Genomic DNA, 25884 nt, shown 5'->3' on the forward strand with positions numbered 1-25884 from the left:
GCTAGCTAGTAATTATTATTCTATTTTTGTCTAGAAGTCGACTTGATCTGGAACCTTGCATTGACCACCTAAGTTCCGTAAAGAACCAATAATCGCCATTTCAGCATCGGTCAATTCAAAATCAAAAATCTTGGTATTTTCTTCCATGCGACCTTGGTGTACTGTCTTAGGCAATGGTAAAATTCCTTGTTGAATCCCCCAACGTAAGCATACTTGAGCTGGGGTGTGGCCGTACTTAGCAGCAATTTGAACGATAATTTCATTATTCAAGGAGGCAGCTTCCCCTAATGGAGCCCAAGCTTCAACTAGAATGTCATGGGCTTGACAATATTGGATAGTTTCCATTTGAGGCCAACCTGGGTGAACTTCAATTTGGTTCACCATGGGCTTAATTTTACTATCAGCAATTAGTTCCTCCAAGTGGTTAGGCGTAAACTGTCTTGGCGATCGCACATAATGTAGGTCCAAACTGCACGAATATCCCAGCCTTCAGCCAGTAATTGCTCAACTTGCTGGGCTAAAACCGACCAAGTACAGGGGCGATTAAATATCCTAACTAAAAAATTAGTCCAACTTAGCTTTTTCATTACTACTCCCTAAACTAAATTCAAACTGGAAATTCCCTGTGTAAATAACTGCCCCGACAAAGCAATTAAATCTTCAACCGCTAACTGTTTACCATCTTTGACCCATTGACGATACAAATTTAACGACGTCAAAGCCAAAAAGTTGTTGATAATATTTTGCTCGAGAGTACGATACTTTTGGTAAGGATTGTGACGCTGGCGATTATGAGAAAGCGTCATGGTAAATAGTTGATCTGCAAACTGACGGTAACCCGGGTCGCAAAGCAACTTTTCTGCATACTTATCTTGCTGACAAACAAATTCAAAAAAAACCCGGTTCACTTCGGTAAAATCTGCACCAACTGGTAAGCGATCAATTTCTGCATAATAAGCTTGGGCCAGCTCCTGTACTACTTCTTCATACAATGCATCTAAATTCGCATAATGCAGATAAAAAGTCTTGCGGTGAATCTTGGCCTTAGCCGCGAGCTCTTTTACCGTGATTTTGGTAATCCCTTCCTGACAGACTAAAACTTTGAAACTTTCCTTAATTGCTTTTTGCGTTTTAACAATCCTTAAATCTGTCTTACTCATATTTTTTCCTTTCACGTAAATAATATCCATTTTCTTTAAAACGTGGTATAAACCCCATCTTTTAAAATTTGGCAATTGTTCTTTTCTTCAATTTGCATTATAGTTAAGACGACAAAGAAAAGCAACACGTGGGTATTATTTTTTGGAAAGGATGTTTTGTTATGACGAAAAAAATCGTGCAAACTGCAGGACGGGACCAATTAGGGGACTTTGCCCCACAATTTGCCTCCCTGAATGATGATATCTTATTCGGCCAAGTTTGGAATGAGGCTACGATTGATTCAAAGACTCGTTGCATCATCACCGTAGTCACTTTAATGGCCTCTGGCATTACAGATTCTTCGCTAAAATACCACCTTGAAAATGCCAAGAAAAATGGTGTTACGAAAGCAGAAATTGCAGCAATTATCACCCATGCTACCATGTATTGTGGCTGGCCTAAGGGTTGGGCCACCTTCAATTTAGCTAAAGAAGTCTGGCAAGAAGATGCTGCTACCCCAAGCGCTAAAGATCAATACCAAGCCTCAATCTTTTTCCCTATTGGAGATCCCAACGATGCCTATGCCCAATACTTTGTCGGCCAAAGCTACCTCGCTACAGTTTCTGACCAACAAGTACCAATTTTTAACGTTACCTTTGAACCGGGCTGTCGTAATAACTGGCACATTCACAAAGCCGACCAAGGCGGGGGGCAAATGCTTGTCTGTGTCGGTGGGCGTGGCTACTACCAAGAAGCCGGTAAAAAAGCCATCGAAATGCGACCTGGTGATGTTATTCACATTCCTGCTAACGTTAAACACTGGCACGGTGCCGCTAAAGATTCCTGGTTCAGCCACTTAGCCTTTGAAATTGATGGAAGAAACACCAGCAATGAATGGTTAGAACCTGTCTCTGACGCTGATTACAATCAATTAGCCTAAATAAAAAATCCTCCCAGTCAAAAACTAGGAGGATTTTTTTAATCTAACTGACTTGCGATTTCTTTAATGTAAGCTTTCAATTCGTCTTTAACTTCAGGATGTGTTAAACCGTATTGGATAGACGTCTTTAAGTAACCAAACTTGTAGCCCACATCATAGCGGTCACCCTTGAATTCATGAGCAAAGACACGTTGAATCTTGTTAAGACGATCAATAGCATCCGTTAATTGAATTTCATTTCCTGCCCCTGGTGCTTGGGTTTCTAACATTTCAAAAATTTCTGGAGTTAATAAATAGCGCCCAATGATGGCTAAATCAGATGGAGCCTTATCTACATCTGGTTTTTCGACGAATTGTTTCACATCAAATAAACCAGATTTTGGTTCAGAAATTGGGTCAATAACCCCGTATTTGTTCACTTCTTCGTGAGGTACTTTCATCACTGCTAAAGTTGAAGCGTGCGTATCTTCATAACGGTCAATCAATTGCTTGGTCAAAGGAACCTTGTCATCCATGACATCATCACCTAACATAACCACAAAAGGTTCGTCACCCACAAAGTCCTTCGCCATCAAAACAGCATCCCCTAAACCACGTGGGTGAGATTGACGAATGAAGTAGAGGTTGATGTCAGTTGTTTGTTGGACTAATTCCAAGAGGTCATCTTTACCTTTTTCTTTCAAGTTTTGTTCCAGTTCAGGTACAGAATCAAAGTGGTCTTCAATGGGACGTTTCCCCTTCCCAGTAACCACCAAAATATCTTCAATCCCTGATTTTTTAGCTTCTTCAACAATAAATTGAATGGTTGGCTTATCGATAATTGGGAACATTTCCTTAGCGAGGGCTTTAGTCCCAGGTAAAAATCGTGTTCCTAACCCCGCAGCTGGAATCACAGCTTTTCTAACTTTCATTAATTATGTACTCCTTTAACAAACTAATTGGCTTTAAACCCTATTCATTATAGCCAAATTTTTCGGTAATAACAAGTTTTTTATAAGCGTTTCCTTACCTCGAATAAGCATTTCACTTATTCTTCACTACTTTAAAGGAGCCATATTTTTACTCTTCAGCAACTTCTTTTATTGTTTTATATAAACAACAAAAACCAATCTCAGCTTTTTTACTTCATGCTAAAATTGGTTAACTTAATAATACGTTATTATTTAAAGATTAATCATGGGATGATTATTCTGCTGGTTTCCAAAGGTATTTGGCATCCATTTCTGGATCTTGGGAGGTCAAAATTTTAGGACCATCTTTAGTAATAACAATGGTGTGTTCAAATTGGCAAGATAGGCCACCATCTGCCGTGCGGGCCACCCAACCACTAGGGTCATCCATAGCAATTTCGTAAGTACCAGTGTTAATCATGGGTTCAATCGTGATAGTCATTCCTTCACGCAGACGCAGACCTTTACCAGCAACCCCATAGTGCGGTACATTAGGACTTTCGTGCATGGTAGGCCCAATACCATGACCAATAAAATCACGGACATCACCATAACCATTTTCTTCTTCAGTATACTTTTGAATAGCTGCCCCAATATCACCAATACGGTTACCAACTTGAGCTTGATCGATTCCTAAGTATAAGGCTTTTTTAGTTACTTCCATTAAGCGATCGATTTCTGGCGTGGACTTACCCACTACATATGACCAGCAAGAGTCGCTCATAGCACCGTGATAGTTAACCACCGTGTCTACCTTGATTAAGTCACCATCTTTTAGAATAAGGTTTTTGCGAGGAAAACCATGACAAATTTCATCATTTACACTCACACAAGTAGCATATTCATACCCTTCAAAACCGATTTGCTCACAAATCGCATCATGACTTTCAATATAGTTACGAGCGAATTCTTCAATTTCCCATGAAGACATGCCAGGCTTGATAATTTCACGTAAACCACGATGCATACCAGCTAAAATCGCACCTGACTTTGCCATTTCATCAATTTCACGTGGTGATTTGATTGTAATCATACTTTCTCTTCCCTTCTGATTTTTAAAACTCATCTATTATTATAACCTAATTTTTAGAAAGTGGCACCTTTCATTTTTACAGTAAACAATATAAAATGGAAGTACAAGTTTTTGAAAAGAAAGAAGGATTTACATGGCAAGTGCCAAAGTTTTATACGCGACCATCACTGGTAATAACGAAGACGTCGCTGATATTATTTCCGAAGCCTTAGAAAACGAAGGCCTAGACGTCGACATGCAAGAAATTTCCCAAGAAGATCCCGCTGATTTAGAAGCGTTTGATTTGGTTGTGATTTGCCCCTACACTTATGATGAAGGGGCCTTACCTGATGAAGGGTTAGACTATTATGAAGACCTAGCTGACATTGACTTAACCGGTAAAGTTTACGGTGTTGCTGGTTCTGGTGACGTTTTCTATGAAGAATACTACTGTACTGCTGTTGATTTGTTTGACGAAGCCTTAGCCAAAACTGGAGCCACTAAGGGAGCTGACGCCGTCAAGATTAACTTAGAAGCCGATCAAGAAGACATCGACGCTTTGGAAGCTTTCGCCCACAAATTAGCCCAAGCTGTAGACGCTTAAGAATTAATGCTTTTTTAACCTCCCCTAAGTTTTCTTCTGACCTATTTTAGGTTAAAATGAAAACAAACTCACGAGGAGGTTTTTTTGTGCATTTTTCATTTGAGAAAAAGAAGCGTTCCAAACTTTATCTAAGTTACACCCTCTTCTTTTTAGTTGGGGCTTTTTTTATGTATGGAACTTACTTAATTACCGGTCATGCTTTAATTTGGGATATTGATGCGGCTAACCAGCACCTGCCCTTACTGGAAAGCTACCGACAACTAGTCCTAGACTTTTGGAAGCATCCCAATCTGACCACCTGGTCGTTAAAGATGGGACTGGGATCAGATACCTTCCAAGTCTACTCCTACTACGTAATTGGCGACCTATTTAATTATTTAACCTTGTTAATTCCGGCCAAATTCTTAGTAGTGGCCTATCAGGCTTTAATCGGCTTGCGCCTGTATTTTGCCGGCTTGTCCTTTATTTTTGTGGCCAGCCATTTTAATTTTCAAAAACGTAATCTAATAGCCGGAGCTGGGGTTTATCTCTTTAACGCCTTCGTCCTTTACGCCAGTGTTGCCCACCCCTTCTTTACAACACCCTTTATCATTTTTCCTCTCTTAATTTGGGGGATTGAGCGGGTCCTACAAAAGAAGTCAGCCTGGCCCCTCTTGGCAGTTTTTACCTGGATGTTAATCAGTAACTTTTACTTTGCTTTTATGTTAGGTATTGGGGCACTTTTATACCTGGCTTTGCGCGTGGGCTTCACTTACCGGCACACTTTAAATTACCCGCAGGTTTTCGCCAAACTCGCTTGGGCAACTATCATTGCCCTCTTACTAGCGGCAGGCTTACTCATTCCCGAGTTATACGCGGTGACTTCCTCAACGCGGGCAGCGGCCTCTTTTGCTAATGGTTTGACATTTTATCCACTCTATTACTACCTGGCCTTACCAAGCCAGCTTATTAATGGGGGCAATCGAGACTTTTACTTCTGGTCTGCTCTAGGCTTTGCCAGTATCGCCTTTTATGCCGTAACCTATGTTGTTATCCACGCCAAGCGCTATCCAATTTTATGTGCGAGTTTCGCTTTAAGTTTAGTTATGTTTCTCTTACCATTCTTTGGAGCCCTTTTCAACGGAGGCATGTCGCCTTCCAATCGTTGGTCTTTAATGCTGTGCTTACCTATGGCATTGGCGGTCTGTCTCTTACTAGAAGAAGCACCAAACTTATCAGCTCGAACCTTAAAAATTTTTAGTCTGGCAACCCTAGTTTATCTTATCTGGATTAGTGGAAATTATTTCTTTGACAATGATCAAAAAATCTTTATTCCGATTATTTTCCTCTTAGTGACCCTTGGCTTTCTTTACGCTCAAGCTTACCAGATAAATAGACACCCCCAGACCTTAACCGGTTTGGTTTTGATTAACCTACTGCTTAACATCGTCTACTACGAAGCACCTTATAACGGTGGTTTCACTGACGAGGCCTTAGCCACTGGAACTTACGAAAAACTCGCCAATAACCGTTACGATGGCTTAGACAGCGACCTTACTGCTTCAGATAACTACCGAGTATCAACCATCTCCCACAACTACTATTTGGGAGCTAACTATGATATGTATAACACACTAAATGCCAGTGTACACAGTATCACTTCCTACTACTCCTTACAAAACAAGTATCTAGGTAACTTCATGCGGTCCTTACAAAACATTCAATACGAAGCGACCCGGCCGACTCAACAAGTCGATGACCGTAGCATTTTGAACAACTTCTTAGGAGTCCAATATATCTTTAGTAAAATCAACCGTGATAACTCCCAAAAAGTCCCAGCCAATTACTTTTTAGATCGCACGAGCCGGAAAATTACAGATGTTAATGGTCAAAGTAGTCATGACCAACAAACCCGCCGTTATCGCACAAACCTAGCCTTCCCTTTGGTTTACTTCCAAAACCAAGTTTTCACGCCTCAACACTACCGCCAATTAACAGCCTCGCAAAAGGAACGGGCCTTGGCTGAAGGAGTCCTGGTGAGTCAAAAGGCAAGCCAAAATTTACCTAAGAAAAACTTAAAAGATGTAACATCACAAGTTATCGAAGTTCCTATCAAAATTGTTTCGAGTCGTGGCAACCGTATCAGTAGCCAAGACCTCATTAAAGAAGATACTAATGAACGCTATCAAATCTTAGTGGCACCAACTTCAAAAGACTTCAGCGCTAAAGATCGCCAAGAGCTCTTAAAAAAATTGGCCAACAGTGAAATTCATCTCGAAGTGACCAATATTAAATACCATCCTTTCAGTCTCCAAGAACAATTGGCTTTAGAAAAGCGTAACAACTACTACGCCCAAACCAATGGATTCATGGACCAAAATCTTTTGGCATTAAGATATAAATACTTCCACTACCACATCTTACAGGGCTCACCTGACCCTAGTTACACATTAGCCTTTGAAACTCGTAATGGAACGGAAGAAATCGTGCAAAGAAAACAAAGTTCAACCTCCTTTTACCAAGTTATTAAAAACGGGACCGTCAACCTTGGATCCTTTAGTGAATTACCAAGTAGTATCACTTTTACACCGTCCAAACTCGGCCACTACGACTTCAAACTTAAACTTGTGGCCTTGCCATTAGGAGAAAACTCCAGCTACCAAAAACAAGTCCAGGCCATTCAAAGACATAGTCTCCAAAACTTTAAGGTTACACCAACTGGCTTCTCAGGAAATATCACCATTAATCATGCGGGAATTTTAACTTCCTCTATTCCTTACAGTCCTGCCTGGCAAGTTAAGGTAGACAACCACAAGCAAACAGTGCTTAAAACCAACCAAGCCTTTGTTGGCGTGAAGTTAAAACCAGGAAAACACCGAGTGCAATTTAGTTACACCATTCCTGGATTGAAGGCCGGCTTCTATCTCAGTGGCTTGGGGCTAATACTCTTAGCCATCAGCGCTTTGATTAGTCTGTTTAACCGTAGAAGAAAATCAGTTTAGCCTTGCTATTTGTACACATATTTCTTAGAATAAAGCTAAAAATCTGTGGAGGAATTTAATTTTATGCTTATTCGTCCTATCACGGCTAATGATGATGCTGCCATGGCCGCCATCATCCGCCAACAATTGAAAAAACATCATTTAGATATCCCCGGAACAGCCTATTTCGATTCCGAACTCGACCATCTTAGTCGCTTCTACCAGGTCACAGCTGATCGTGCTTATTTTGTTATCTGCGATGAAATGGGACAGGTTTGTGGCGGAGCGGGGTTTGCCGCTTATGATACGCATCATCATATTGCTGAATTACAGAAGCTCTACCTCGACCCTGCGGTTAGTGGTCAAGGACTTAGCTATATCTTAATGGAATATGTCATGAATGCAGCGCAGAGTGCCGGCTACCAACAACTTTACCTGGAAACTCATTCCAACCTTCAGATAGCTCTGCACCTCTACCGCAAGCTAGGCTTTAGCGAACTTGAAAGGCCCTTACAAAAAACAGTCCACCCAACTATGGACTACTTTTTTCTGAAAAATTTAACTTAATCAGTAACCCAAAAACAGGAAGGTCTGCATAACCTTCCTGTTTTTACTTAAATTTCAAAAGCGTTAGGAGCCGGCTCTCGCCTATTAAAGTAGTGAGCTATCGCTTGTAAAATGCGTGTAGAAGCTTGGCCATCTCCGTAAGGATTCTTGGCTTGGGCCATCTTTTGGTAAGCCACTTCATCATTTAAAAGCCCTTCTAGAGCAGTTTTGACCTTATCGGGTTGGGTTCCCACGACTTTCAAAGTTCCAGCCGCTACCCCTTCTGGTCGTTCAGTAGTGTCCCGCAAGACCAAAACCGGCTTGCCTAAGGAAGGGGCTTCTTCTTGGACCCCACCAGAATCCGTCATAATCAGGTAAGCATGAGCCGCAAGATTATGGAAATCTAAAACATCGAGCGGTTCGATCAAATGAATTCGAGGATGATTACCTAACACACGGTGAGCGACTTCTTGGACAACTGGGCTAAGGTGAACCGGATAAACAACTTCAATTTCAGGATGGGCTTCCACTTCTTGACGTAAAGCCGTTAGGACCCTTTCCATTGGTGTGCCTTGATTTTCCCGCCGGTGCATAGTTACTAAGACCAACTTCTTTTGAGGATCTAAGTTTGTTAAAATTTGATGCTGATAATCAGCACTAACCGTTTGTTTCAGGGCATCAATAGCTGTGTTCCCTGTAACATAAATATTATCTCGATAGTGACCTTCTTTGAGCAAGTTTTCTTGGCTCAAACTAGTTGGTGCAAAGTACAAATCCGTTAACACATCCGTCATTTGCCGATTCATTTCCTCCGGATAAGGTGCATACTTATCCCAAGTTCGTAAGCCCGCTTCCACATGACCCAAGGGAATTTGTTGATAAAAAGCAGCCACACTAGCAGCAAAGGTCGTCGTTGTATCCCCGTGAACTAAGACTATATCAGGCTTAGCTTCTTGCAAGACTGCTTGAAGCTTGATTAAGACGTTAGCCGTAATATCTGTTAATGTTTGTTGATGGTGCATGATATCTAAATCATAATCAGGTTGGATAGCAAAGATTTTTAAGACTTGGTCTAACATTTCGCGGTGTTGGCCGGTCACCGTGGTAATAGCCTCAAAACGTTCATCTTCTTGAAGCGCTTTGACAATAGGGGCCATCTTGATGGCTTCCGGACGAGTCCCAAAGACCGTCATTACTTTAATTTTCTGCATCAGAAATTCCTCCGTATTTACTATTGTCTTTATTATAGCAAGCTTATTGCCAAAATGCGCGCTTTCATGATATATTTAATTAGACAAACAATTAAATTAAAGTGAGTGATTTCATGTCTATTCCTAATTTTGATGAAAAACTAGTTAAATACGCCCAACTGATTACCAAAGTTGGGGTTAACATCCAACCCCAGCAAGTGGTCATCCTTTACATTTCTGTGAGCCAACAAAAATTAGCTCACTTAATTGTTGAAGAAGCCTACAAATTGGGCGCTGGTAAGGTGATTGTGAAATGGTCTGATTCCTTTAACACCCGCCAATTCTTGACTAACGCCCCGGAAGAATTTTTGACCAATATTCCTGACTACCAAAAAGCTGAAGCTCAATACATCGCCGAACACAAAGCTGCTCGGATTTCAGTTATGTCTGATGATCCTAACGCTTTAGGGGGTGTCGAGGCTAGTCGCATTGGTGCCTACCAAAAAGCCCTTGGCAAGGCAAACTTACCTGTCCGCAAGGCTACCCAAAACAATGATTTGAGCTGGACCGTCGTGGCCGCTGCTGGTCAAGAATGGGCTCAAAAAGTCTTCCCCGACCTTAGTCCAAAAGAAAGTGTCGACCGACTCTGGGAAGAAATTTTTAAGACTTGCCACCTCAATGAAGGTGACGACCCCGTCGCTGTTTGGCAAGCCCACGACCAAAAATTACGTTCTAAAGCTGAATGGTTGAACCAAGAACAGTTCTCCGCCCTCCACTACACCGCACCAACGGCTGACTTCACAGTTGGTTTACCTGAAAATCACATTTGGGAAGCTGCTGGTTCCTTGAACAGTGACGGTGTTGAATTTATGGCCAATATGCCAACTGAAGAAGTCTTCACCGCTGCCGATTGCCATCGCATCGATGGTTATATCTGCTCTACTAAACCCCTTTCTTACGCAGGTTCTGTCTTAGAAGGCATGCGTTTTGAATTTAAGGATGGTCAAATTATCAAAGCCACGGCTGAAAAAGGCCAAGCAGTTCTCGATCACCTCTTAACAATTCCGGGGGCCAAAAGCTTAGGGGAAGTTTCCCTAGTTCCTGATCCTTCTCCAATTTCGCAATCAGGGATTACCTTCTTCAACACCCTCTTTGATGAAAATGCTAGTGACCATCTCGCTTTGGGATCCGCCTACCCAACTAATGTCCAAGGTGGGACGAAAATGGATGATAAAACGTTAATGGAGCACGGTCTTAACGTTTCAGAAACTCACGTCGACTTCATGGTGGGGTCTGCCCAAATGAACATTGACGGTATCAAAAAAGATGGTACTATCATCCCGGTCTTTCGTAATGGGGACTGGGTTTAAATAAAATTGCCTACACAAAAAGCTATCCATTCAACGGATAGCTTTTTTGTATTTAACCAGAAATAATCAATGTACCTGATCGGAATTGAACCGATGACCTACCGCTTAGGAGGCGGTTGCTCTATCCTGCTGAGCTACAGATACATACTATTATCTCTTATAGTATAAAAATTTTTCTTTTTAAAGTCAAGGTTTAGTCTGTTTGTTTTTTACGACGCATCCCTTTATTCTTTTGGTCCCGCTTGCGCTTTTTCTTACGCTTAGGCTTGACTTCCGCAATCTTGGTATCAACTTGGGCCTTATTTTTAACCTTGTTTTTTTTGATGGCTGGCTTGGAGGTTTGCGTTTGCAAGTCTAATGGATCACCTGTACGGGCGTCCAAGTATCCAATCTCATCTCGGAGGGCCAGATGTCCTGCCATTAAGAAAGCCGGACTAACGCGATAGTCACCAGTCCGCAAAATTTGCCGAAAGTTCCGCAAAGCATGCTCATTTCCTAGATTAATCACCATCCCGGTCGCGCCCATCCGGCCAGTTCGTCCACTACGGTGAATGTAAGTATTAATGTCACGCGGTAAATCATAATTAATCACAGCGGGTAAATTAGGAATATCCAGCCCGCGGGCAGCAATATCTGTGGTAATCAAAAGCTTAATTTTGCGACTTTTTAAAGCTGCTAAGGCTTGTTGACGTTCAACTTGCCGACCTTCACCTGATAAAGAAGCTACCGGTACTTTATGATGCCGTAACTTATCGGTTACTTCTTTTAAGGTTGACGTTTGCTTAACAAAGACTAACCCCGCAAAGTCATCCAAGTTGGCTAAACGCCGCAAGGCATCTGTCCGCTTACGTACGGGAGTTTCAATCAAATAGTGCATTACTTCACCTTGAGTGTCGTCAATTTTGCGTACATCTTTAACTACTACATCAACACCAAACCAACGATGTAATTCATCTAAAACCGGCGTGGTAGTGGCTGAGAAGAAAGCTAATTGACTATCTGCGGGACCGCGACTTACTAAATCCCGCACATCAGCCAAGGTTTCCTTTTGCGCCAACATTTCATCGGCTTCATCAACTACGACCGCTTGAAGCTTGTGAAGCTTTAACTTTTTGTCATTGGCTAAGTTCAACAAGCGCCCTGGTGTCCCTACAATAATTTCGGGGCGTTTTTTAAGCTTTTCTTGTTGCCGTTTAACATTAGCACCCCCAATAATAGCTAAGACACTTAAGTCTAAGACTTGGGCCCAAGTCCGTACTACTTGGGTAATCTGACTGGCCAATTCTTGGGATGGCGCTAAAATCAATAATTGCACTCCATCACCCGGCAAGATTTGCTCTAATAAAGGCCAGGTATATGCCAAAGTCTTCCCCGATCCCGTCGGCGCTAGACCCAAGACATCTTTACCTTGTCGTAAGTCATCATAGACGGCGGTTTGAATAGGCGCTAGGCGCGTAAAACCTTCCGCAGTAAATTTTGCTTCAAATTTTGGATTCATTATATTTAATATATCCTTTTCTCTCTATTTTTCGTCATCGAAGACAATGCCGGCACTTTGCCGAAGGTCATAAAGAACCTGATTGACTTCTTCTGCTAAAGCCAACCATTGGGCTGCTTTCTGACGATTTTCAGGTTGATCTCGGTTAACTAAAATTTTTCCAAAAACCATTGCTTCAGCTAAGAGCGGATTTTCATCCACTAATCGACCTCCAATTTTAACTTCAGCCCGTGGACCTACTAACTTAACGTCCGTCAATTCAGCCGCATTATCCATAACAATCGTTTCCTTGCGACCATAAATCTCACCAGGAAGGTAGGAGTTCATCGTCTTACCAACATGTAAAATCAAATCAAAGTCAGGATAGTGTAAGATAGCCTCCCCACTACCATCCACGCCCGATTTCAACATGTGGGCCTTGTATTCCACACTAGCCGGTTTACCGAACCAAGCCACAGCATCATAAACTAAGTAAATCCCCAGGTCTTGGAGAGCTCCTCCGGCAAATTTAGTGGTAAAGACGTTAGGTTCTTCTCCAGCTAAATAGGCATCATACTTGGAGGAATATTTCATATACGTTAAGTGCCCCCCTTGCTTCATTTCGAGGCTCGCCACGGCTTCTTGAACCACTTGAAAGGCTGGTTCATGTAGATGTCGAGCAGCTTCAAAAAGGTAGTTTTCAGGATGTTGGGCTAATAGATCCTTTACGGCCGCCATTTGCTTTGGGTTAATTACCATTGGTTTTTCTACAATCACATCTTTACCTGCTTCCAAGGCCAACTTGATTTGTTCAAAGTGCAAGCTGTTGGGTGAAGCAATGTAAACCACTGAAAAATCACCTTTTTGGAAAAATTCCTGTATACTAGTATACGTTTGCGCTGGGTATCCTGTCTTTTCAACGAAGGCTTGACCGCTTTCCTGGCGCCGGGAATATACCGCTGTTAATTTATAATAATCTGCACTTCTAGCAGCTTTCACAAAGCTTAAGGCAATTGCTCCTGTTCCGATAACTCCTAATTTTACCATAGATTTAACCTCACTATTCAAAAAAGTTCTTCAGCTAAATTATAACAGAAATTCCCACTAAAATCTTTTATTATATAAAGCGGTTTCAATGTCAATTTTATGACAAAGTTTCATTATTGCTAAAAAAACGTTCCCCCCCTTTTGCTTCGAAGACAAGTGGTATATGATAGGTATAAATAATTTTAGAATTAGTACATAACCATTTATGGACACAGGGGGATTTATTGATGGAAGAGAAAGGCGGTATTGTCGTGGCTAGAGTACCTTTTTTAGAACATATTAAAAACGTGTTGCACCGTTCTAATAAGCACGTTGCTAAAATTACTGTAGCCACTATACCTCTAATTTATGTTGGTAACTGGGTTTTTACTGATGAAGAAAATGGACGCCAACATCACTTAGAAATAAGCGCCGATTTAACGATTTCTTTAGACCGACGTCAACTCGCCGGAAAAGTCATTAGTATTGATAACAAAGAACTTGTTTTTTTAGATAACTACGGCTACCAACTACGAATTGATGCCGTAGATAATCATCCCATTAGTGTTTACGATGAAGCCGATAATCGCGTCTACCAGCTAGGAGATTCACCTTTAGCTTAAGTCAGCAATTGCTGGCTTTTTTATTTTGCTTGCAAGTATTCGCTATGACGGTAGAAATAAATTGCAGTTGCGAAAAACAAGCTCCCTCCCCGTAGTTATTGGAATTACCAAAAGGCTGAAAGAACGCTAAAAACGTAACTTTCAGCCTTTTATCTTGGCATATTTTTTTGATTGCGATAAACCATCAGGATATCCGGTATTTGGGCGCAAATCACTGCTAGAAAAACCAGAATACCTCCGAAAAATTCACGGCCTGTTAATACTTCCCCTAAAAGAATAAAGCCCGCTAAGGCCGCAAAAACCGACTCTAAGCTTAGAACCAAGGCTGAGGAAGCTGGATCAGCATATTTTTGCCCCACAATCTGCAAGGTATAACCCACACCACTAGAAATAACTCCGGCATAAATAATTGGAACTAAAGCTTCGAGGAAGTTAGCCCAAGTCAAACTATCAAAAACTAAGGCACAAAGTAGAGCTAGACTCCCAGCCACCACAAACTGGAGACAAGAAATCATCAAGCTGTCCAACCTGCGATAGCGGTCAATAACCAGGATATGGAGGGCAAAGAAGAAGGCCGAGGCGACATTTAAAATATCGCCAAAATAAATTTCATTTAAGCCTCGGGTCAAACATAAAAAGTACATCCCACAGATACTTAAAACTACAGCAACCGCAGTTAAAAAATTTCGGTTGCGTCCGACAATCCAAGCCATTACAGCCACAAAAATTACATAGGTTGAGGCTAAAAAGCCAGAACGTCCTGAAACCGCAGCGGTCGCTGGGTAGGAAGCAATCGCTGATTGTTGGAAACTTTCGGCAATGAACAAGACCAGTCCAATCCAAAGTCCTCCTAACCACAATTGCTTGCTAGCCGGAGGTAATTGGCCATGACTCTTACGCTTTAAGAGAAAAATTCCTAGAAAGGCAACCGCTAAGAAATTCCGGGACGCATTAAAGGTAAAGGCCCCAATGACATCTCCGGCCTTATCCTGGGCGACAAAGGCCACACCCCAAATCAAAGCTACTAATAGCAAAATCAAAATTCCTTTGAGTTTTTTCACAAGTTATTTTCATCCTTTCTCACCAATTCAAAAAAGCCGCGTTTATAACCCGGCCTTCTTAGTATAACGCACTTTAAGTTAGCTGACTATTGATTTCATCCACCAATTTTCGAGGATTTTCTACCCCTAAAACCAGAGAGGTATAGTCCTCATCACGCAAAGTAATGACCACCACTTGGTCTTTTAGATTTGCATTATAGAAAACTTTTTCACCAGCTTTCACAAAAGTTCCGGCATAATATCCCCCAATAGCCGTTCCGCCCAGACGTAGCCCCCTCTTTTCTAAGAGCATACCATTATCTAAAGTTGCCCCCCTGACATGACTGAGTGGCAACGTGATTTGGCCTTTTAAAGCCCAGATTTTATGCAATCCTTGCGGTGCCACGATTAATTTATCACCTTGAATGTCAACTTTATTCTTCATCACTATCAACTCCTAAGATTTGACTGCGGGCTAAAATCAGTTGCCCTAACTTCATGGTCACTTGGGTCGCATTTTGTTTTTGGTACCATATTTGAACCATCCGTTTAATTTGGGAGTCACGAGCACTCAACTCCATCATAGCAATTAGAATCAATTGGTCGCTTAATTCGTTCTCCTCCCAAGCTAAAGCCGCCCGAAACATACCCAATTTACTGCCAAAAGCAGCGTATAAGCTTCCCCGCAAGACACCCGTGGCCTGAACTAAATTATCCATAGAGGTCGCCTCATATCCATACCGGACAAAGACCTGCGTGATTTGTTTTAAAACCAAGTTTTGATCAAATTTTTTCTTTCTTCCCATAAATCAATGGTATTATTTATTGACCAGTCAGTCAATTTTTGTTGAACAAATAAATAAAAATTCACATAAAAAAGCCAGCCGTAACTGACTTCATTCTGGCCTAAGCCATAGATTCTTGATACTTGGTCTTGATGTAATCCGCAGAAACTTGAAGTTTTTTCAATTCCTCCGCTGTTAAATCAAGCTGGAGTTGTTCCACCACCCCGTCGGCTCCCACAATAGCAGGATATGAGAGGTAACATCCATACTCTTCCCGATAGTTGGAAACTGGCAATTCAGTCATGGCATTGGACATGATGGTGTTGGCCAAGCGAACAGCTGCCGTTGCCACCCCATAGTTGGTGTACTTTTTACCGTGGAAGACCGTATGGCCCCCGACTTTAGCTTCATGATCCAAAGCATCCAAATCCAAGCCCCGACCTTGGGCAAGTTCAGTAATAGGCTGCCCTAAAACTCGCACTGTAGACCAGGCAGTAAATTGGGAATTTCCGTGTTCTCCTAAGTTGTAACCCACCACGGAACGTGAATCAATCCCTAATTGTTCGGAAACGGCTCGTCGCATCCGGGCTGAATCAAGAAGCGTCCCCGTCCCAATCACGTGATTTTTAGGTAAGCCTGTTACTTCTTGAAAGATAGAAGTAATTACATCGACTGGATTAGTGATGACAATAATCTTACCTTGATAATTAACCGCCTTAAGTTTTTGAGCTACTTCCTGGGCGTTCTTGCTGGTAAAAGGTAATTCGACGAAACGATCATCACCAGCATTGTCCTGCAATTTAATGTTCCCCAGGGCGGAAATTACTACATCCGCATCGGCAAGTTTTTGATAATCATTCGTGTAAATATCCATCCGGTGAGGAAGATTAGCCATGGCATCCCGAAAATCTAGGGCGTCAGCCTCCACCTTAGCGCTGTTCTTATCAATTAAAACGAGTTCGTCCACAAAGCCAGCAGACACAACATAATGAGCCACCGCAGCCCCTACGTTTCCCATTCCGATTACACCAATTTTTCGTGCCATCTAAATCACTCCTCTTTCTTTTAGTTTATCTCATAATACACTCATTTTTATCATAAAACAATAAATTTTTCTCATTTAATAAAAAATCCCGGCGTAAGCCAGGATGCAAAAATTTATTTTTCCAAGTCAAAAGTCTTGGCTTGACGTAATTTAGCGCGTTTTAAATCAAAATCAACCGCCTTAACTAAATCATTATATTTTTGGGCGAAGTCATTGTAAGCTTTTTTATCAACCACGACCCCATTTTTCATGGCCTTACTTAAAACCAAGCTCATCCCATTTAACTTGTTCAAAATTGTTTGTAATTCATCGACTTCTTTTTGGGTTTGGTATTGTAACTTTTGTGATAATTCTTCTGGCTTCATCTTTTGTCCTTTCATACGAAAAGAGCCCCCAAGGACTCTTCCCATAATAATTTTTATTTTTCTGCTAACCATTCACTAGCTTTGGCTAGAGCTTGGTCAATTCCTTCTGGTTTCTTACCACCGGCTTGGGCCATGTTAGGACGACCCCCACCGCCACCACCAACAAGTGGTGCAATGGTCTTGATTAAGTCACCGGCCTTTAAACCAGCCTTAACAGCCTCATCTTGCACCGCAGCAATCAAGTTCACCTTGCCATCTACAGCAGTCGCTAAGACTAAGACATCAGACAAACCTTGGCTCTTCCATTGATCAGCCAATTGACGTAATTGGCTCATCCCAGAAACGTTAACTTGGGAAGCAATCAAACTGTAAGTACCAATCGTTTGCACATTTTCAAAGACGGACTTGGCCTGTTGGCTGGCAAACTTGTCTTCCAAAGCTTGCTTCGTAGCTTCCAATTCCTTGATTTGGGCTTGTAAGGCTTGAACCTTGTTAGGCACTTCCTTAATTTGTGCAACCTTCATTAGCGTAGCGGCTTCTTGGAGTAAATGATTACGGCCTTCTAAGAATTCATAAGCCTCCTTGGAAGTTACGGCTTCAATCCGACGGACACCAGCGCCGACCCCTGATTCAGAAACAATCTTGAATAAACCAAGTTCATTGGTGTTATCCACGTGGTTTCCCCCACAGAATTCCATAGAGTAGTCGCCAGCCTTCACGACGCGCACTTCATCACCATACTTATCGTCAAATAAGGCAATTGCCCCCATCTTCTTGGCGGATTCTAAGTCAGTTACAACCGTTTCCACAGCCATATTCGCCCAGATTTTTTCGTTGACAATAGCTTCAACTTTGGCTAATTGTTCTTCCGTTACGGCTCCTAAATTAGTGAAATCAAAACGCAAGTAAGTTGGTTCCACTAAAGAACCAGCTTGGTGGGTGTGACTCCCTAAGACGTCGCGTAAAACTTGGTCTAGGAGGTGGGTTGCCGTGTGATTCTTTTTCACCTTGTCGTGGCGTTCTACATTTACTTCTAAGCGGTAGCTGGACTTCTTAGTCATATCAGCTAACGCCATAATTGTGTGCATGTTTTGCCCGTTTGGTGCGTGTTGCACGTCTTCAACTTGAGCAACAGTCTTACCTTCAGCATTCTTAATAAAACCAGTGTCAGCCACTTGTCCCCCCATTTCAGCATAAAATGGAGTCTTATCAAAAATGACTTGCGCTTTTTGGCCAGCAGCTAAGCTGTCCACTAATTCATCTTCAAAGATAATGTCTTCTAAGATACCATCGCAAGCTAACTTGCTGTAACCTACGTATTCAGAAGGCGTGGTGATATCAGTCAAGAGGGCATTTTGGACACCCATGGACTTCGCTGAAGAACGTGCAGCGCGGGCCCGGTCTTTTTGTGCTTGCATTTCGGCGTCAAATTCATCTTTAGCCACCGTTAAACCTGCGTCATTAGCATATTCTTCTGTTAATTCAAATGGGAATCCGTAAGTATCGTATAACTTGAAGACTGGCTTACCTGGTAAAACGGATTGACCGGCTTCCTTGGTTTTAGCAATTAAGTCATCTAACATCGCAACCCCATCTTTTAAGGTTTCTTGGAAACGGTCTTCTTCCATGCGAATCACCTTTTGAATGTATTCCGCATCACGTAAGACTTCTGGGTAAGCTGATTCCATAATCTTACCAACGACAGGTACTAATTGGTATAAGAAAGCCCCGTTAATGCCTAACTTTTGCCCGTGCATCACAGCACGACGGATTAAACGCCGGATAACGTAACCGCGACCTTCATTGGAAGGTAAGGCCCCATCGCCGATGGCAAATGTCACCGCCCGCGCGTGGTCGGCAATCACCTTAAAGGACACGTCAGCAGTAGCATCATCCCCATAGTGCTTACCTGCAGATAATTCAGCCGTCTTGTCAATGATTGGTAAGAACAAGTCAGTTTCAAAATTAGTCTTAGCGTGTTGGAAGACAGAAACCACCCGTTCAAGTCCCATCCCCGTATCAATATTTTTGTGAGGAAGATCTTCGTAAGTACCATCTGGCTTGTGGTTAAATTGGGAGAAGACGATGTTCCAAATTTCTAAATAACGCTCGTTTTCACCACCAGGATAGTTTTCAGGGTCATCTTCAGCCACGTCAGAGAATTCTTGCCCACGGTCAAAGAAAATTTCGGAGTCGGGACCAGAAGGACCTTCCCCAATATCCCAGAAATTATCTTCCATTTCCACAATATGGTCTTCAGGCAAGCCAACTTCCTCTAACCAAATACGCTTAGCATCCGTATCTTTAGGATAAACGGTCACGTAAAGTTTTTCTGGTTCAATAGCATACCAGTCTGGACTAGTTAAGAGTTCCCAAGCCCAAGTGATGGCTTCTTTTTTGAAGTAATCGCCAATGGAGAAGTTCCCCAACATTTCAAATAAAGTATGGTGGCGAGCAGTGTGGCCTACATTTTCAATATCGTTAGTCCGAATTGATTTTTGGGAAGAAGTCATCCGATGGTTCTTAGGTACAACAGAACCGTCGAAGTACTTCTTCATCGTGGCAACTCCGGAGTTAATCCAAAGTAAAGTTGGGTCATCCTTAGGCACTAAAGGTGCAGAAGGCATGATGTCGTGACCCTTAGTTTTAAAGAAATCAAGGTACATTTGCCGAATTTGGGCACTGGTTAATTGTTTCATGATATTTCCTTTCTGGACTTAAAAAGAAAAAACACCGTTGAAAAGTAAGGACGCCTAAGCGCGGTACCACCTTACTTGCCAACGATGTTTCGTTTGCCTCTTTAAGCTTTTTATTTACATATTTACTAGGTAAGGAGCATTAACTAAGGCGCCTAGGTTCTCACAGCAACCGAACCCTTTCTTGAAGGCCATACTTTAATTAACATGTCTTACAATACAGTCAAGTATAGAAAAAAATCCGCTCACTGTCAATTCTTTTAGTAACGATTTTCTGCTTTATTTTTCTTACGAATAGCACGCATCTCTTGACGTCGTTCAATCCGACGCCGTTGTTGTTCATTCTTCTTGATGGCGCGCTTAATCTTATTCTTGTAACCTGGCTTTTTCTTCTTCTTAGCCTTGGAAATCATTCCTTTCAGCTCTCCGGCCACACTTTGCTTACGAGTCCGACGTTTTTCCCGACGGTTACGATCATAAGAATCCACCACTTCACCGTTGACTAATTTCTTAGGCTTGAAGTTAACCCCCATCTCTTCGAGTTCTTCAATCAAATCTTCTTCATTAGGCGCATATAAAGTCATGGCAATTCCGGACATACCATTCCGACCGGTCCGCCCTACCCTGTGCACGAAAAACTCCAAGTCTTCAGGCAAGTCATCATTAATCACGTGAGAAACCCCTTCGATATCAATCCCGCGGGCCGCCAAGTCAGTGGCAACCACGTATTGGTATTCCAAGTTTTGCACAGCTTTCATGATTCGTTTTCTTTCTCGTGGTTGAATACCCCCATGAATCTTGGCAACCTTGAGCCCTTGTTTACGCAGATAATCTGTTAGCTCATCTGCTCTAGTCTTGGTATTGGCGAAAATTAAAGCCAAATAAGGTTCTCCCATCGTTAAGAGCTGGTAAATTAATTGATTCTTGTCACGACCCTTGGTAGAAATCAACCAGTTGTCAATTGTCGAAGAAATTACGGTCTTATTTTCAATGACTTCAATCACCGGATTAGACATATACTTCCGTAAAAAAGGTTTTAATTTTTCCGGAATAGTAGCGGAGAAGACCAACATTTGTAAGTCTTGTGGTAAAGTCGCCGCAATGGCATCCGTTTCCTTCAAAAATCCTAGGTCCAAAGTCATATCCGCTTCATCCACAACCAAGTAGTGGGCATTGTGAATATCTAGAGCATTTTCCCGCACCAAATCTAAAATCCGTCCCGGTGTTCCAATCACGATTTGAGGTTGACTGTGCTTGAGTTTTTCAATTTGCCGTTTCTTGTCCGTCCCCCCCACATAGTTGTGAACCGAAATTTTATCATTATGGGCTGCAATCTGCTTAGCAGCCTCGTAGATTTGGTAGGCTAATTCCCGACTTGGTGTTGTGATAACGGCTTGAACTTTATTTAAATCTTCATCAATATTGTTGAAGATGGGTAATAAGAAGGTGTGAGTCTTCCCACTACCGGTTTGGGATTGACCGACTACACTTTTTCCTTTGCGAATCATAGGAATCAAGCGTTCTTGCACCGGTGTAGGCTCGCTAAAGCCAATCGCTTGTAAAGCCTCGTTAATGAACGGCTTTAAATTAAATTCTGTAAATTTCAATGTTTACTCCTTATATATCTACTTTCGTTCTTTTTACTCTAACTAATTAATTTTACCCAAAAAAGCCCCAGATTTCAAGCTAGCCCCAAAGGTCTAAGGTAATGTTTTCAATTTGCTTTTCTTCTAAACCAGTTGCTGTTAAACCCAAAAGGCGGACATCGTAAGGTTCACTAACCTGAATTTCTTCAAAGAGCGTCTCTGCTCGGGCAACCAGGATTTCGACATCGTTTTCCAGAAAATCTTTTTGACTATAACGCTTAGTCATCGTTTCAAAATTGCTGTTACGCACTTTTACCACCAAGCTTTGGGCTCGTAACTTCTTTTCCTCTAACTTGGCAACAATCTTGCTAGCTGCACGCTTAAAAAAGTCATTAACCTCCACCAAGGTCGTTAAACCCTGATCAAAGGTCCGTTCATATCCAAGAGATTTACGCTGTCGCTGGGCCTGGACTGGCCGATCATCAATCCCACGCGCACAATTGTAAAAGAAGAAGCCTTGTTTACCAAAATGTTGCGTTAAGAAGTTTAAGTCTTGGGCCCGTAAATCCGCTCCGTCTTCAATGCCTAGTTTTTCCATTTTCTCTTTAGTTTTAGCCCCCACTCCGCGGAACTTTCCAATCGGCAAAGGCAAGAGAAAAGCATCAATATCTTCTTGAGAAATCATGGTAAAACCCATAGGTTTATTGTATTCACTAGCTAACTTGGCCAAAAACTTATTAGGGGCCACCCCTACCGAACAAGTCAAGCGCAGACTTTGATAAATTTCTTGTTGTAATTGATGGGCTAAAACTACCGGTGAGTCAAGCTGACGCTTATTATGAGTCACATCCAGATAGGCTTCATCCAAAGCTACCGGTTCAATGACATCGGTAAAGCTGTGGAAAATCGCATGAATTTCCTGGGAAATTTGACGGTATTTTTCAAAATCTGGGTTTAAAAAAACGGCATCCGGACAGAGCTTGGCAGCCTGAGCTGTTGACATGGCTGAATGAACCCCGTAGGCCCGGGCTACATAGTTGGCTGTCGCCACTACACCACGACCATTGGAATGTTTGGGATCACGCCCAATTACCAGAGGTTTTTGAAATAAAACCGGGTTATCCCGCATCTCGACAGCTGCATAAAAGGAGTCCATATCCACATGAATAATTTTTCGAGTTTCCAATTTTTCCTCCAAAAAAAACCGACCCTGCGGCCGGCTTTACCTTAAAATTCCCAATGGTTACCATCTTTTTCTAAGAGCGCATCTGCTGCTTTTGGCCCCATACTCCCACATGAATAGTTAGGAAAAATCATATCATCGATATTCTTATCCCAAGCTTGACGCACAGAATCAATGAACTTCCAGGAGTATTCCAATTCCTTGGAAGAAGCAAAATTTGAGGCTTTGCCTTGTAAAACATCCAAGATTAATTTTTCATAAGCTTCTGGAATGTTGGCCCTTTGCTCGGCAGGCACACTGTAATTTAAGTTCAAACTATTCGTATCATATTCATAAGAGTGACCAATGGTCTTTGAGTTGAGTTGTAAGCTCAACTTCGGTTCTGGATCAATCATGATGTGCAAGACATCGTGACGTAAGGTATTATCACCTTCACCAAAGACATTATTTGGTACTTGTTTGAAGACTACATCCACGCGGGTTGCTTTTTCACGCATCCGCTTCCCAGTCCGAACATAAATCGGTACTCCAGCCATATCCATAGTGTTGACTTCCAATTTCCCAGCTACAAAAGTTTCGGTCATAGAGTCTGCATCCACCATATCTTCTTGGCGATAGCCAGGTTTATCAGAACCGGGACCATACTGACCACGGACGAAGTTTTGCGCTACTTCTTCCGGCTTGTAAACTCGTAAAGACTTTAAAGCATTGATTTTAGCATTACGAATATCGGTATCCGTGAAGCTGACAGGCGCTGACATGGTCAGCAAGGACACAATTTGCAAGGTGTGATTTTGAATCATGTCGCGTAAAGCCCCCGCCGTATCATAGTAACCGCCCCGTTCTTCGACCCCTAAGGATTCTGACAAGGTTACTTGGATGTTACTGATATAGCGGTTATTCCACAAGGCATTGAAAATATTATTTCCAAAACGAATAGCAGGAATATTTTGCACCATTTCCTTACCCAAGTAATGGTCAATACGGTAAACTTCCTCTTCGGGGAAAGCTTGGGCGATTTCTTCGTTTAAGACCATGGCACTTTCATAATCGTGGCCAAATGGTTTTTCAACAATCACACGGTTGTAACCGGTCGTTGTCTTTAGGTTTTGGGACTTGAGGTGTGCGGCAATCGTCCCAAAGAAACTTGGTGACATCGCTAAGTAAAAGACGCGATTACCACCGATTTGGTACTTATCATCCAACTTATCAGCCAATTGCTTTAAAGTTGCATAGTGTTCTGTATCATTGACATTATGTGATTGGTAGTAAAAGTGGCTGGCAAAGTCTGTTGCTTGGCCATTGATATCTTCGGCATCCCCCACCGCATTGATAATAATTTCACGGTAGTAGTCATCACTCCAAGGACGGCGTGCCGTTCCAATTACTGCGAAATTATCTTTTAAAAAGCCCCGTTTATACAAATTAAATAAGGAAGGGTATAACTTGCGTTGCGCTAAGTCGCCCGTCCCCCCAAAGATAACGATGAGCGCCTTTTCTTCTTTTCTCATAGTAATCAAGCACCACTTTCTGTTTTTATTGCTACCATTACTGGCTAAATCTAACTTTTATTTTACTAATTATCTCTTAATAAAACAAGTAATTTAGCTCAAAGTCCCCATGAGTTACTTACCAAAATATTAATAAATTTATTGTTCCACATCAGGGGCCTGACCATCGTGAGCTAACCATTGACAATCCATGATTTCAAAATTGGTAAATTCCGCTACAAAAGATGAATCTTCTGGACTGCAAGCATACACTCCAAAACTAATTTCATTTTTAACTTGAGACATGTGACAAATCCGCATTTGCTTGAAAGTCACTCCATCTTCCGAGCATTCCAAGCGAAAATCAGCCCCTCGGCGACTGAAACGATACCACATAGATTTAATATTCGCAGGAATCTCAGTCGTGGCCCAATCCGAATAACCTTGATTAGTTACAACGCTACCAAGATGTTGAAAGTCTGCGCTTTCATATTCGATTGAGGCCTTCAACCAGTTATCGCTATCCAAATACATAACTACACCACATTGATCGAAACGGTGATGACTGGCAAAATTAGTCTTCACCACAAAAGAAAAAATTTTTTCAGTAGTCTTCACCTGTAAAACCGGTGCATTATCATTACGGAAATGATAATAAGTCCGTTGCCACAAATCCGTCCCCGGTTCGGTTACAATTTTAATTTTTTCATCGGTAATTTCATATTCCCGTGGCGCCCGTATCCAGTACCATTCTGTTGCTTTAATTTTCAAACTTTTTCCTCCCAAATTAGTTATTTGATTTTACCAAGCAATAATTTTTATAACACAATTTGCATTAGTTTTATTTAATTTTCCGTTGCCAAAGCTGACGAAAACCTAAAATAAGCGTAAATATCATTAAATCTAATGCCACACGTAGAATTAACTTCCAAGGTCCATTAACCCAAACGCCCCACCAGGTCCAGTACAAATCAAGGGAGTGGATACACATCAATAGGAGTGTATGGCGCCCAAAAACTAATAATTTTGAACCATAAGGTAAGCATAAAATTCCCCGTGACACGTAGATAATTACCAAACTACTTAGCAATGCCACTAATACTGATAGGAAAAAGCCTGGATAATGACGAATAGAAATTTCAATGTGAAATCTTTGCTGTCCCGCTAAAATCCAAATCACAGTAGAAATTACTAACACATAACGTGCTAACTTCGACCCAATAAAATGACTTTCCCTCAGCCAGCGACCAAACCACATGAAGAAAGGAATTACTAACGCTAAATCCAAATCTTGAGGTAGCCACACTTTAAACGCTATCGCCATCCCGAGTGCAGATAAAACTAGGTACACTAGACCGGCATACCGATAGTTTGAAACTAAGACGCCGACACCATCATAAACCAAAATTCCATAGAAAAACGCAAATAGGAACCACATAACTCCTACACTCGCCACTTGGTTATTATTCGAGGCCCAATACCAATTCCGCAAAAAAGATTGACTCAGTTGTGCCCAATCGCCATGACCAACTATGTTAGCTAAAACCATTTGCACTAAGAGCACTATGACCGCCAACAAATAGATTTTCTTAAAAGATTTCCAGAATTTCTTACCCCAAGCCGCCCAAGTTGTTACTGGCCGTGAGGTATAGCCTGATAAAATAAAAAAGATTGGCATGTGGAAACAATAAATCAAAGACGCCAAGAATCCTTCTGAATTTAGCTCGTGACCGGCAATCATCCCCAAAATTGCAAGCGCCTTGGCCATATCGACCCATTCTATTCTTTCTTTTTTATGCATTACTTTTTCCTTCCAATCGCTAATAATCTTTTCCATTTTACCATAGTTCCAAATA

23 protein-coding genes, 1 tRNA gene and 1 pseudogene are annotated in these 25884 nt (G+C 41.8%); 6 read left to right on the plus strand and 19 right to left on the minus strand.

Features of this window, described 5'->3' with window-relative positions; all coding sequences use genetic code 11:
- Positions 1-30: 30 nt before the first annotated feature.
- Positions 31-435, minus strand: a pseudogene (locus tag FC36_RS00710) (aldo/keto reductase); the annotation flags it as partial.
- A 161-nt stretch (positions 436-596) separates the two neighbouring features.
- Positions 597-1160 carry a TetR/AcrR family transcriptional regulator gene (locus FC36_RS00715; RefSeq protein ID WP_025020221.1) on the minus strand — a complete coding sequence of 188 codons (564 nt, stop codon included), beginning with the start codon at positions 1158-1160 and terminating at the stop codon, positions 597-599.
- Positions 1161-1321: 161 nt separating this feature from the next.
- On the opposite strand from FC36_RS00715, the gene FC36_RS00720 reads away from it, so the two are divergent.
- Positions 1322-2080, plus strand: a complete 759-nt coding sequence (locus FC36_RS00720; RefSeq protein WP_025020220.1) for a carboxymuconolactone decarboxylase family protein — start codon at positions 1322-1324, stop codon at positions 2078-2080.
- Positions 2081-2118: 38 nt separating this feature from the next.
- Here FC36_RS00720 and galU read toward each other — a convergent pair whose 3' ends face one another.
- Positions 2119-2991, minus strand: a complete 873-nt coding sequence (gene galU, locus FC36_RS00725) for a UTP--glucose-1-phosphate uridylyltransferase GalU (protein ID WP_023860144.1) — start codon at positions 2989-2991, stop codon at positions 2119-2121.
- A gap of 274 nt (positions 2992-3265) precedes the next feature.
- Entirely contained in the window at positions 3266-4063 is a 798-nt protein-coding gene (gene map / locus FC36_RS00730; RefSeq protein ID WP_025020219.1) for a type I methionyl aminopeptidase, read from the minus strand.
- 133 nt (positions 4064-4196) lie between these two features.
- Between map and FC36_RS00735 the strand changes: the two genes are divergently transcribed.
- The 3 genes from FC36_RS00735 (at position 4197) to FC36_RS00745 (ending at position 8173) form a co-directional block, all read left to right on the plus strand.
- On the plus strand, positions 4197-4646 hold the full coding sequence (locus FC36_RS00735; RefSeq protein ID WP_025020218.1) for a flavodoxin: 450 nt from the start codon (positions 4197-4199) through the stop codon (positions 4644-4646).
- An 86-nt stretch (positions 4647-4732) separates the two neighbouring features.
- Positions 4733-7627, plus strand: coding sequence for a YfhO family protein (locus tag FC36_RS00740; RefSeq protein WP_056986654.1), 2895 nt, complete (start codon positions 4733-4735; stop codon positions 7625-7627).
- A 63-nt stretch (positions 7628-7690) separates the two neighbouring features.
- Positions 7691-8173 (plus strand): GNAT family N-acetyltransferase, encoded by a 483-nt coding sequence (locus FC36_RS00745; protein ID WP_025020217.1) that lies wholly within the window; start codon positions 7691-7693, stop codon positions 8171-8173.
- A 47-nt stretch (positions 8174-8220) separates the two neighbouring features.
- Here FC36_RS00745 and wecB read toward each other — a convergent pair whose 3' ends face one another.
- Entirely contained in the window at positions 8221-9363 is a 1143-nt protein-coding gene (gene wecB / locus FC36_RS00750; RefSeq protein WP_056986655.1) for a non-hydrolyzing UDP-N-acetylglucosamine 2-epimerase, read from the minus strand.
- Positions 9364-9476: 113 nt separating this feature from the next.
- On the opposite strand from wecB, the gene FC36_RS00755 reads away from it, so the two are divergent.
- Entirely contained in the window at positions 9477-10712 is a 1236-nt protein-coding gene (locus FC36_RS00755) for an aminopeptidase (RefSeq protein ID WP_056986656.1), read from the plus strand.
- Positions 10713-10782: 70 nt separating this feature from the next.
- On the opposite strand, the gene FC36_RS00760 is transcribed toward FC36_RS00755, so the two are convergent.
- From FC36_RS00760 to FC36_RS00770, 3 genes are all read right to left on the minus strand, one after another.
- A tRNA-Arg gene (locus tag FC36_RS00760) sits at positions 10783-10856 on the minus strand.
- A gap of 49 nt (positions 10857-10905) precedes the next feature.
- A complete protein-coding gene (locus FC36_RS00765) occupies positions 10906-12210 on the minus strand; it encodes a DEAD/DEAH box helicase (RefSeq protein ID WP_025020216.1) in 1305 nt (434 codons plus the stop codon).
- Positions 12211-12234: 24 nt separating this feature from the next.
- Entirely contained in the window at positions 12235-13236 is a 1002-nt protein-coding gene (locus FC36_RS00770) for a Gfo/Idh/MocA family protein (protein ID WP_025020215.1), read from the minus strand.
- A gap of 227 nt (positions 13237-13463) precedes the next feature.
- Here FC36_RS00770 and FC36_RS00775 point away from each other — a divergent pair, with 227 nt between their 5' ends.
- Positions 13464-13838 carry a DUF4828 domain-containing protein gene (locus tag FC36_RS00775; RefSeq protein WP_023860153.1) on the plus strand — a complete coding sequence of 125 codons (375 nt, stop codon included), beginning with the start codon at positions 13464-13466 and terminating at the stop codon, positions 13836-13838.
- A 149-nt stretch (positions 13839-13987) separates the two neighbouring features.
- On the opposite strand, the gene FC36_RS00780 is transcribed toward FC36_RS00775, so the two are convergent.
- From FC36_RS00780 to FC36_RS00830, 11 genes are all read right to left on the minus strand, one after another.
- Positions 13988-14899: a DMT family transporter gene (locus FC36_RS00780; RefSeq protein WP_025020214.1), complete on the minus strand. Its 912-nt coding sequence runs from the start codon at positions 14897-14899 to the stop codon at positions 13988-13990.
- Between the two features lie 73 nt (positions 14900-14972).
- Positions 14973-15323, minus strand: a complete 351-nt coding sequence (locus FC36_RS00785) for a PH domain-containing protein (protein WP_025020213.1) — start codon at positions 15321-15323, stop codon at positions 14973-14975.
- The gene (locus tag FC36_RS00790) at positions 15313-15684 is read right to left on the minus strand and encodes a TetR/AcrR family transcriptional regulator (protein WP_025020212.1); all 372 of its coding nucleotides are present in this window, start codon (positions 15682-15684) and stop codon (positions 15313-15315) included. The genes FC36_RS00785 and FC36_RS00790 overlap by 11 nt, the downstream gene beginning before the upstream one ends.
- 100 nt (positions 15685-15784) lie before the next feature.
- On the minus strand, positions 15785-16708 hold the full coding sequence (locus FC36_RS00795) for an L-lactate dehydrogenase (protein ID WP_025020211.1): 924 nt from the start codon (positions 16706-16708) through the stop codon (positions 15785-15787).
- A gap of 113 nt (positions 16709-16821) precedes the next feature.
- The gene (locus FC36_RS00800; protein WP_025020210.1) at positions 16822-17088 is read right to left on the minus strand and encodes a hypothetical protein; all 267 of its coding nucleotides are present in this window, start codon (positions 17086-17088) and stop codon (positions 16822-16824) included.
- A gap of 38 nt (positions 17089-17126) precedes the next feature.
- A complete protein-coding gene (gene alaS / locus FC36_RS00805; RefSeq protein WP_056986657.1) occupies positions 17127-19772 on the minus strand; it encodes an alanine--tRNA ligase in 2646 nt (881 codons plus the stop codon).
- Between the two features lie 257 nt (positions 19773-20029).
- Positions 20030-21376: a DEAD/DEAH box helicase gene (locus tag FC36_RS00810; protein ID WP_025020209.1), complete on the minus strand. Its 1347-nt coding sequence runs from the start codon at positions 21374-21376 to the stop codon at positions 20030-20032.
- Between the two features lie 79 nt (positions 21377-21455).
- Positions 21456-22541: a DNA polymerase IV gene (dinB, locus tag FC36_RS00815; protein WP_025020208.1), complete on the minus strand. Its 1086-nt coding sequence runs from the start codon at positions 22539-22541 to the stop codon at positions 21456-21458.
- A 41-nt stretch (positions 22542-22582) separates the two neighbouring features.
- Positions 22583-24049 (minus strand): glucose-6-phosphate dehydrogenase, encoded by a 1467-nt coding sequence (gene zwf / locus FC36_RS00820; protein WP_023860162.1) that lies wholly within the window; start codon positions 24047-24049, stop codon positions 22583-22585.
- Between the two features lie 138 nt (positions 24050-24187).
- On the minus strand, positions 24188-24799 hold the full coding sequence (locus FC36_RS00825) for a DUF1349 domain-containing protein (RefSeq protein ID WP_025020207.1): 612 nt from the start codon (positions 24797-24799) through the stop codon (positions 24188-24190).
- Positions 24800-24869: 70 nt separating this feature from the next.
- The gene (locus tag FC36_RS00830) at positions 24870-25829 is read right to left on the minus strand and encodes an acyltransferase family protein (protein WP_162149478.1); all 960 of its coding nucleotides are present in this window, start codon (positions 25827-25829) and stop codon (positions 24870-24872) included.
- Positions 25830-25884 lie beyond the last annotated feature (55 nt).

Source organism: Ligilactobacillus equi DSM 15833 = JCM 10991, assembly GCF_001435735.1.
In the GTDB taxonomy this organism is placed as follows: Bacteria; Bacillota; Bacilli; order Lactobacillales; family Lactobacillaceae; genus Ligilactobacillus; species Ligilactobacillus equi.

Coding starts and splice junctions, on each gene's coding strand:
- FC36_RS00715 (WP_025020221.1), bottom strand. CDS start 1,160: ATGAGTAAGACAGATTTAAGGATTGTTAAAACGCAAAAAGCAATTAAG.
- FC36_RS00720 (WP_025020220.1), top strand. CDS start 1,322: ATGACGAAAAAAATCGTGCAAACTGCAGGACGGGACCAATTAGGGGAC.
- galU (WP_023860144.1), bottom strand. CDS start 2,991: ATGAAAGTTAGAAAAGCTGTGATTCCAGCTGCGGGGTTAGGAACACGA.
- map (WP_025020219.1), bottom strand. CDS start 4,063: ATGATTACAATCAAATCACCACGTGAAATTGATGAAATGGCAAAGTCA.
- FC36_RS00735 (WP_025020218.1), top strand. CDS start 4,197: ATGGCAAGTGCCAAAGTTTTATACGCGACCATCACTGGTAATAACGAA.
- FC36_RS00745 (WP_025020217.1), top strand. CDS start 7,691: ATGCTTATTCGTCCTATCACGGCTAATGATGATGCTGCCATGGCCGCC.
- wecB (WP_056986655.1), bottom strand. CDS start 9,363: ATGCAGAAAATTAAAGTAATGACGGTCTTTGGGACTCGTCCGGAAGCC.
- FC36_RS00755 (WP_056986656.1), top strand. CDS start 9,477: ATGTCTATTCCTAATTTTGATGAAAAACTAGTTAAATACGCCCAACTG.
- FC36_RS00765 (WP_025020216.1), bottom strand. CDS start 12,210: ATGAATCCAAAATTTGAAGCAAAATTTACTGCGGAAGGTTTTACGCGC.
- FC36_RS00770 (WP_025020215.1), bottom strand. CDS start 13,236: ATGGTAAAATTAGGAGTTATCGGAACAGGAGCAATTGCCTTAAGCTTT.
- FC36_RS00775 (WP_023860153.1), top strand. CDS start 13,464: ATGGAAGAGAAAGGCGGTATTGTCGTGGCTAGAGTACCTTTTTTAGAA.
- FC36_RS00785 (WP_025020213.1), bottom strand. CDS start 15,323: ATGAAGAATAAAGTTGACATTCAAGGTGATAAATTAATCGTGGCACCG.
- FC36_RS00790 (WP_025020212.1), bottom strand. CDS start 15,684: ATGGGAAGAAAGAAAAAATTTGATCAAAACTTGGTTTTAAAACAAATC.
- FC36_RS00795 (WP_025020211.1), bottom strand. CDS start 16,708: ATGGCACGAAAAATTGGTGTAATCGGAATGGGAAACGTAGGGGCTGCG.
- FC36_RS00800 (WP_025020210.1), bottom strand. CDS start 17,088: ATGAAAGGACAAAAGATGAAGCCAGAAGAATTATCACAAAAGTTACAA.
- alaS (WP_056986657.1), bottom strand. CDS start 19,772: ATGAAACAATTAACCAGTGCCCAAATTCGGCAAATGTACCTTGATTTC.
- zwf (WP_023860162.1), bottom strand. CDS start 24,049: ATGAGAAAAGAAGAAAAGGCGCTCATCGTTATCTTTGGGGGGACGGGC.
- FC36_RS00830 (WP_162149478.1), bottom strand. CDS start 25,829: ATGCATAAAAAAGAAAGAATAGAATGGGTCGATATGGCCAAGGCGCTT.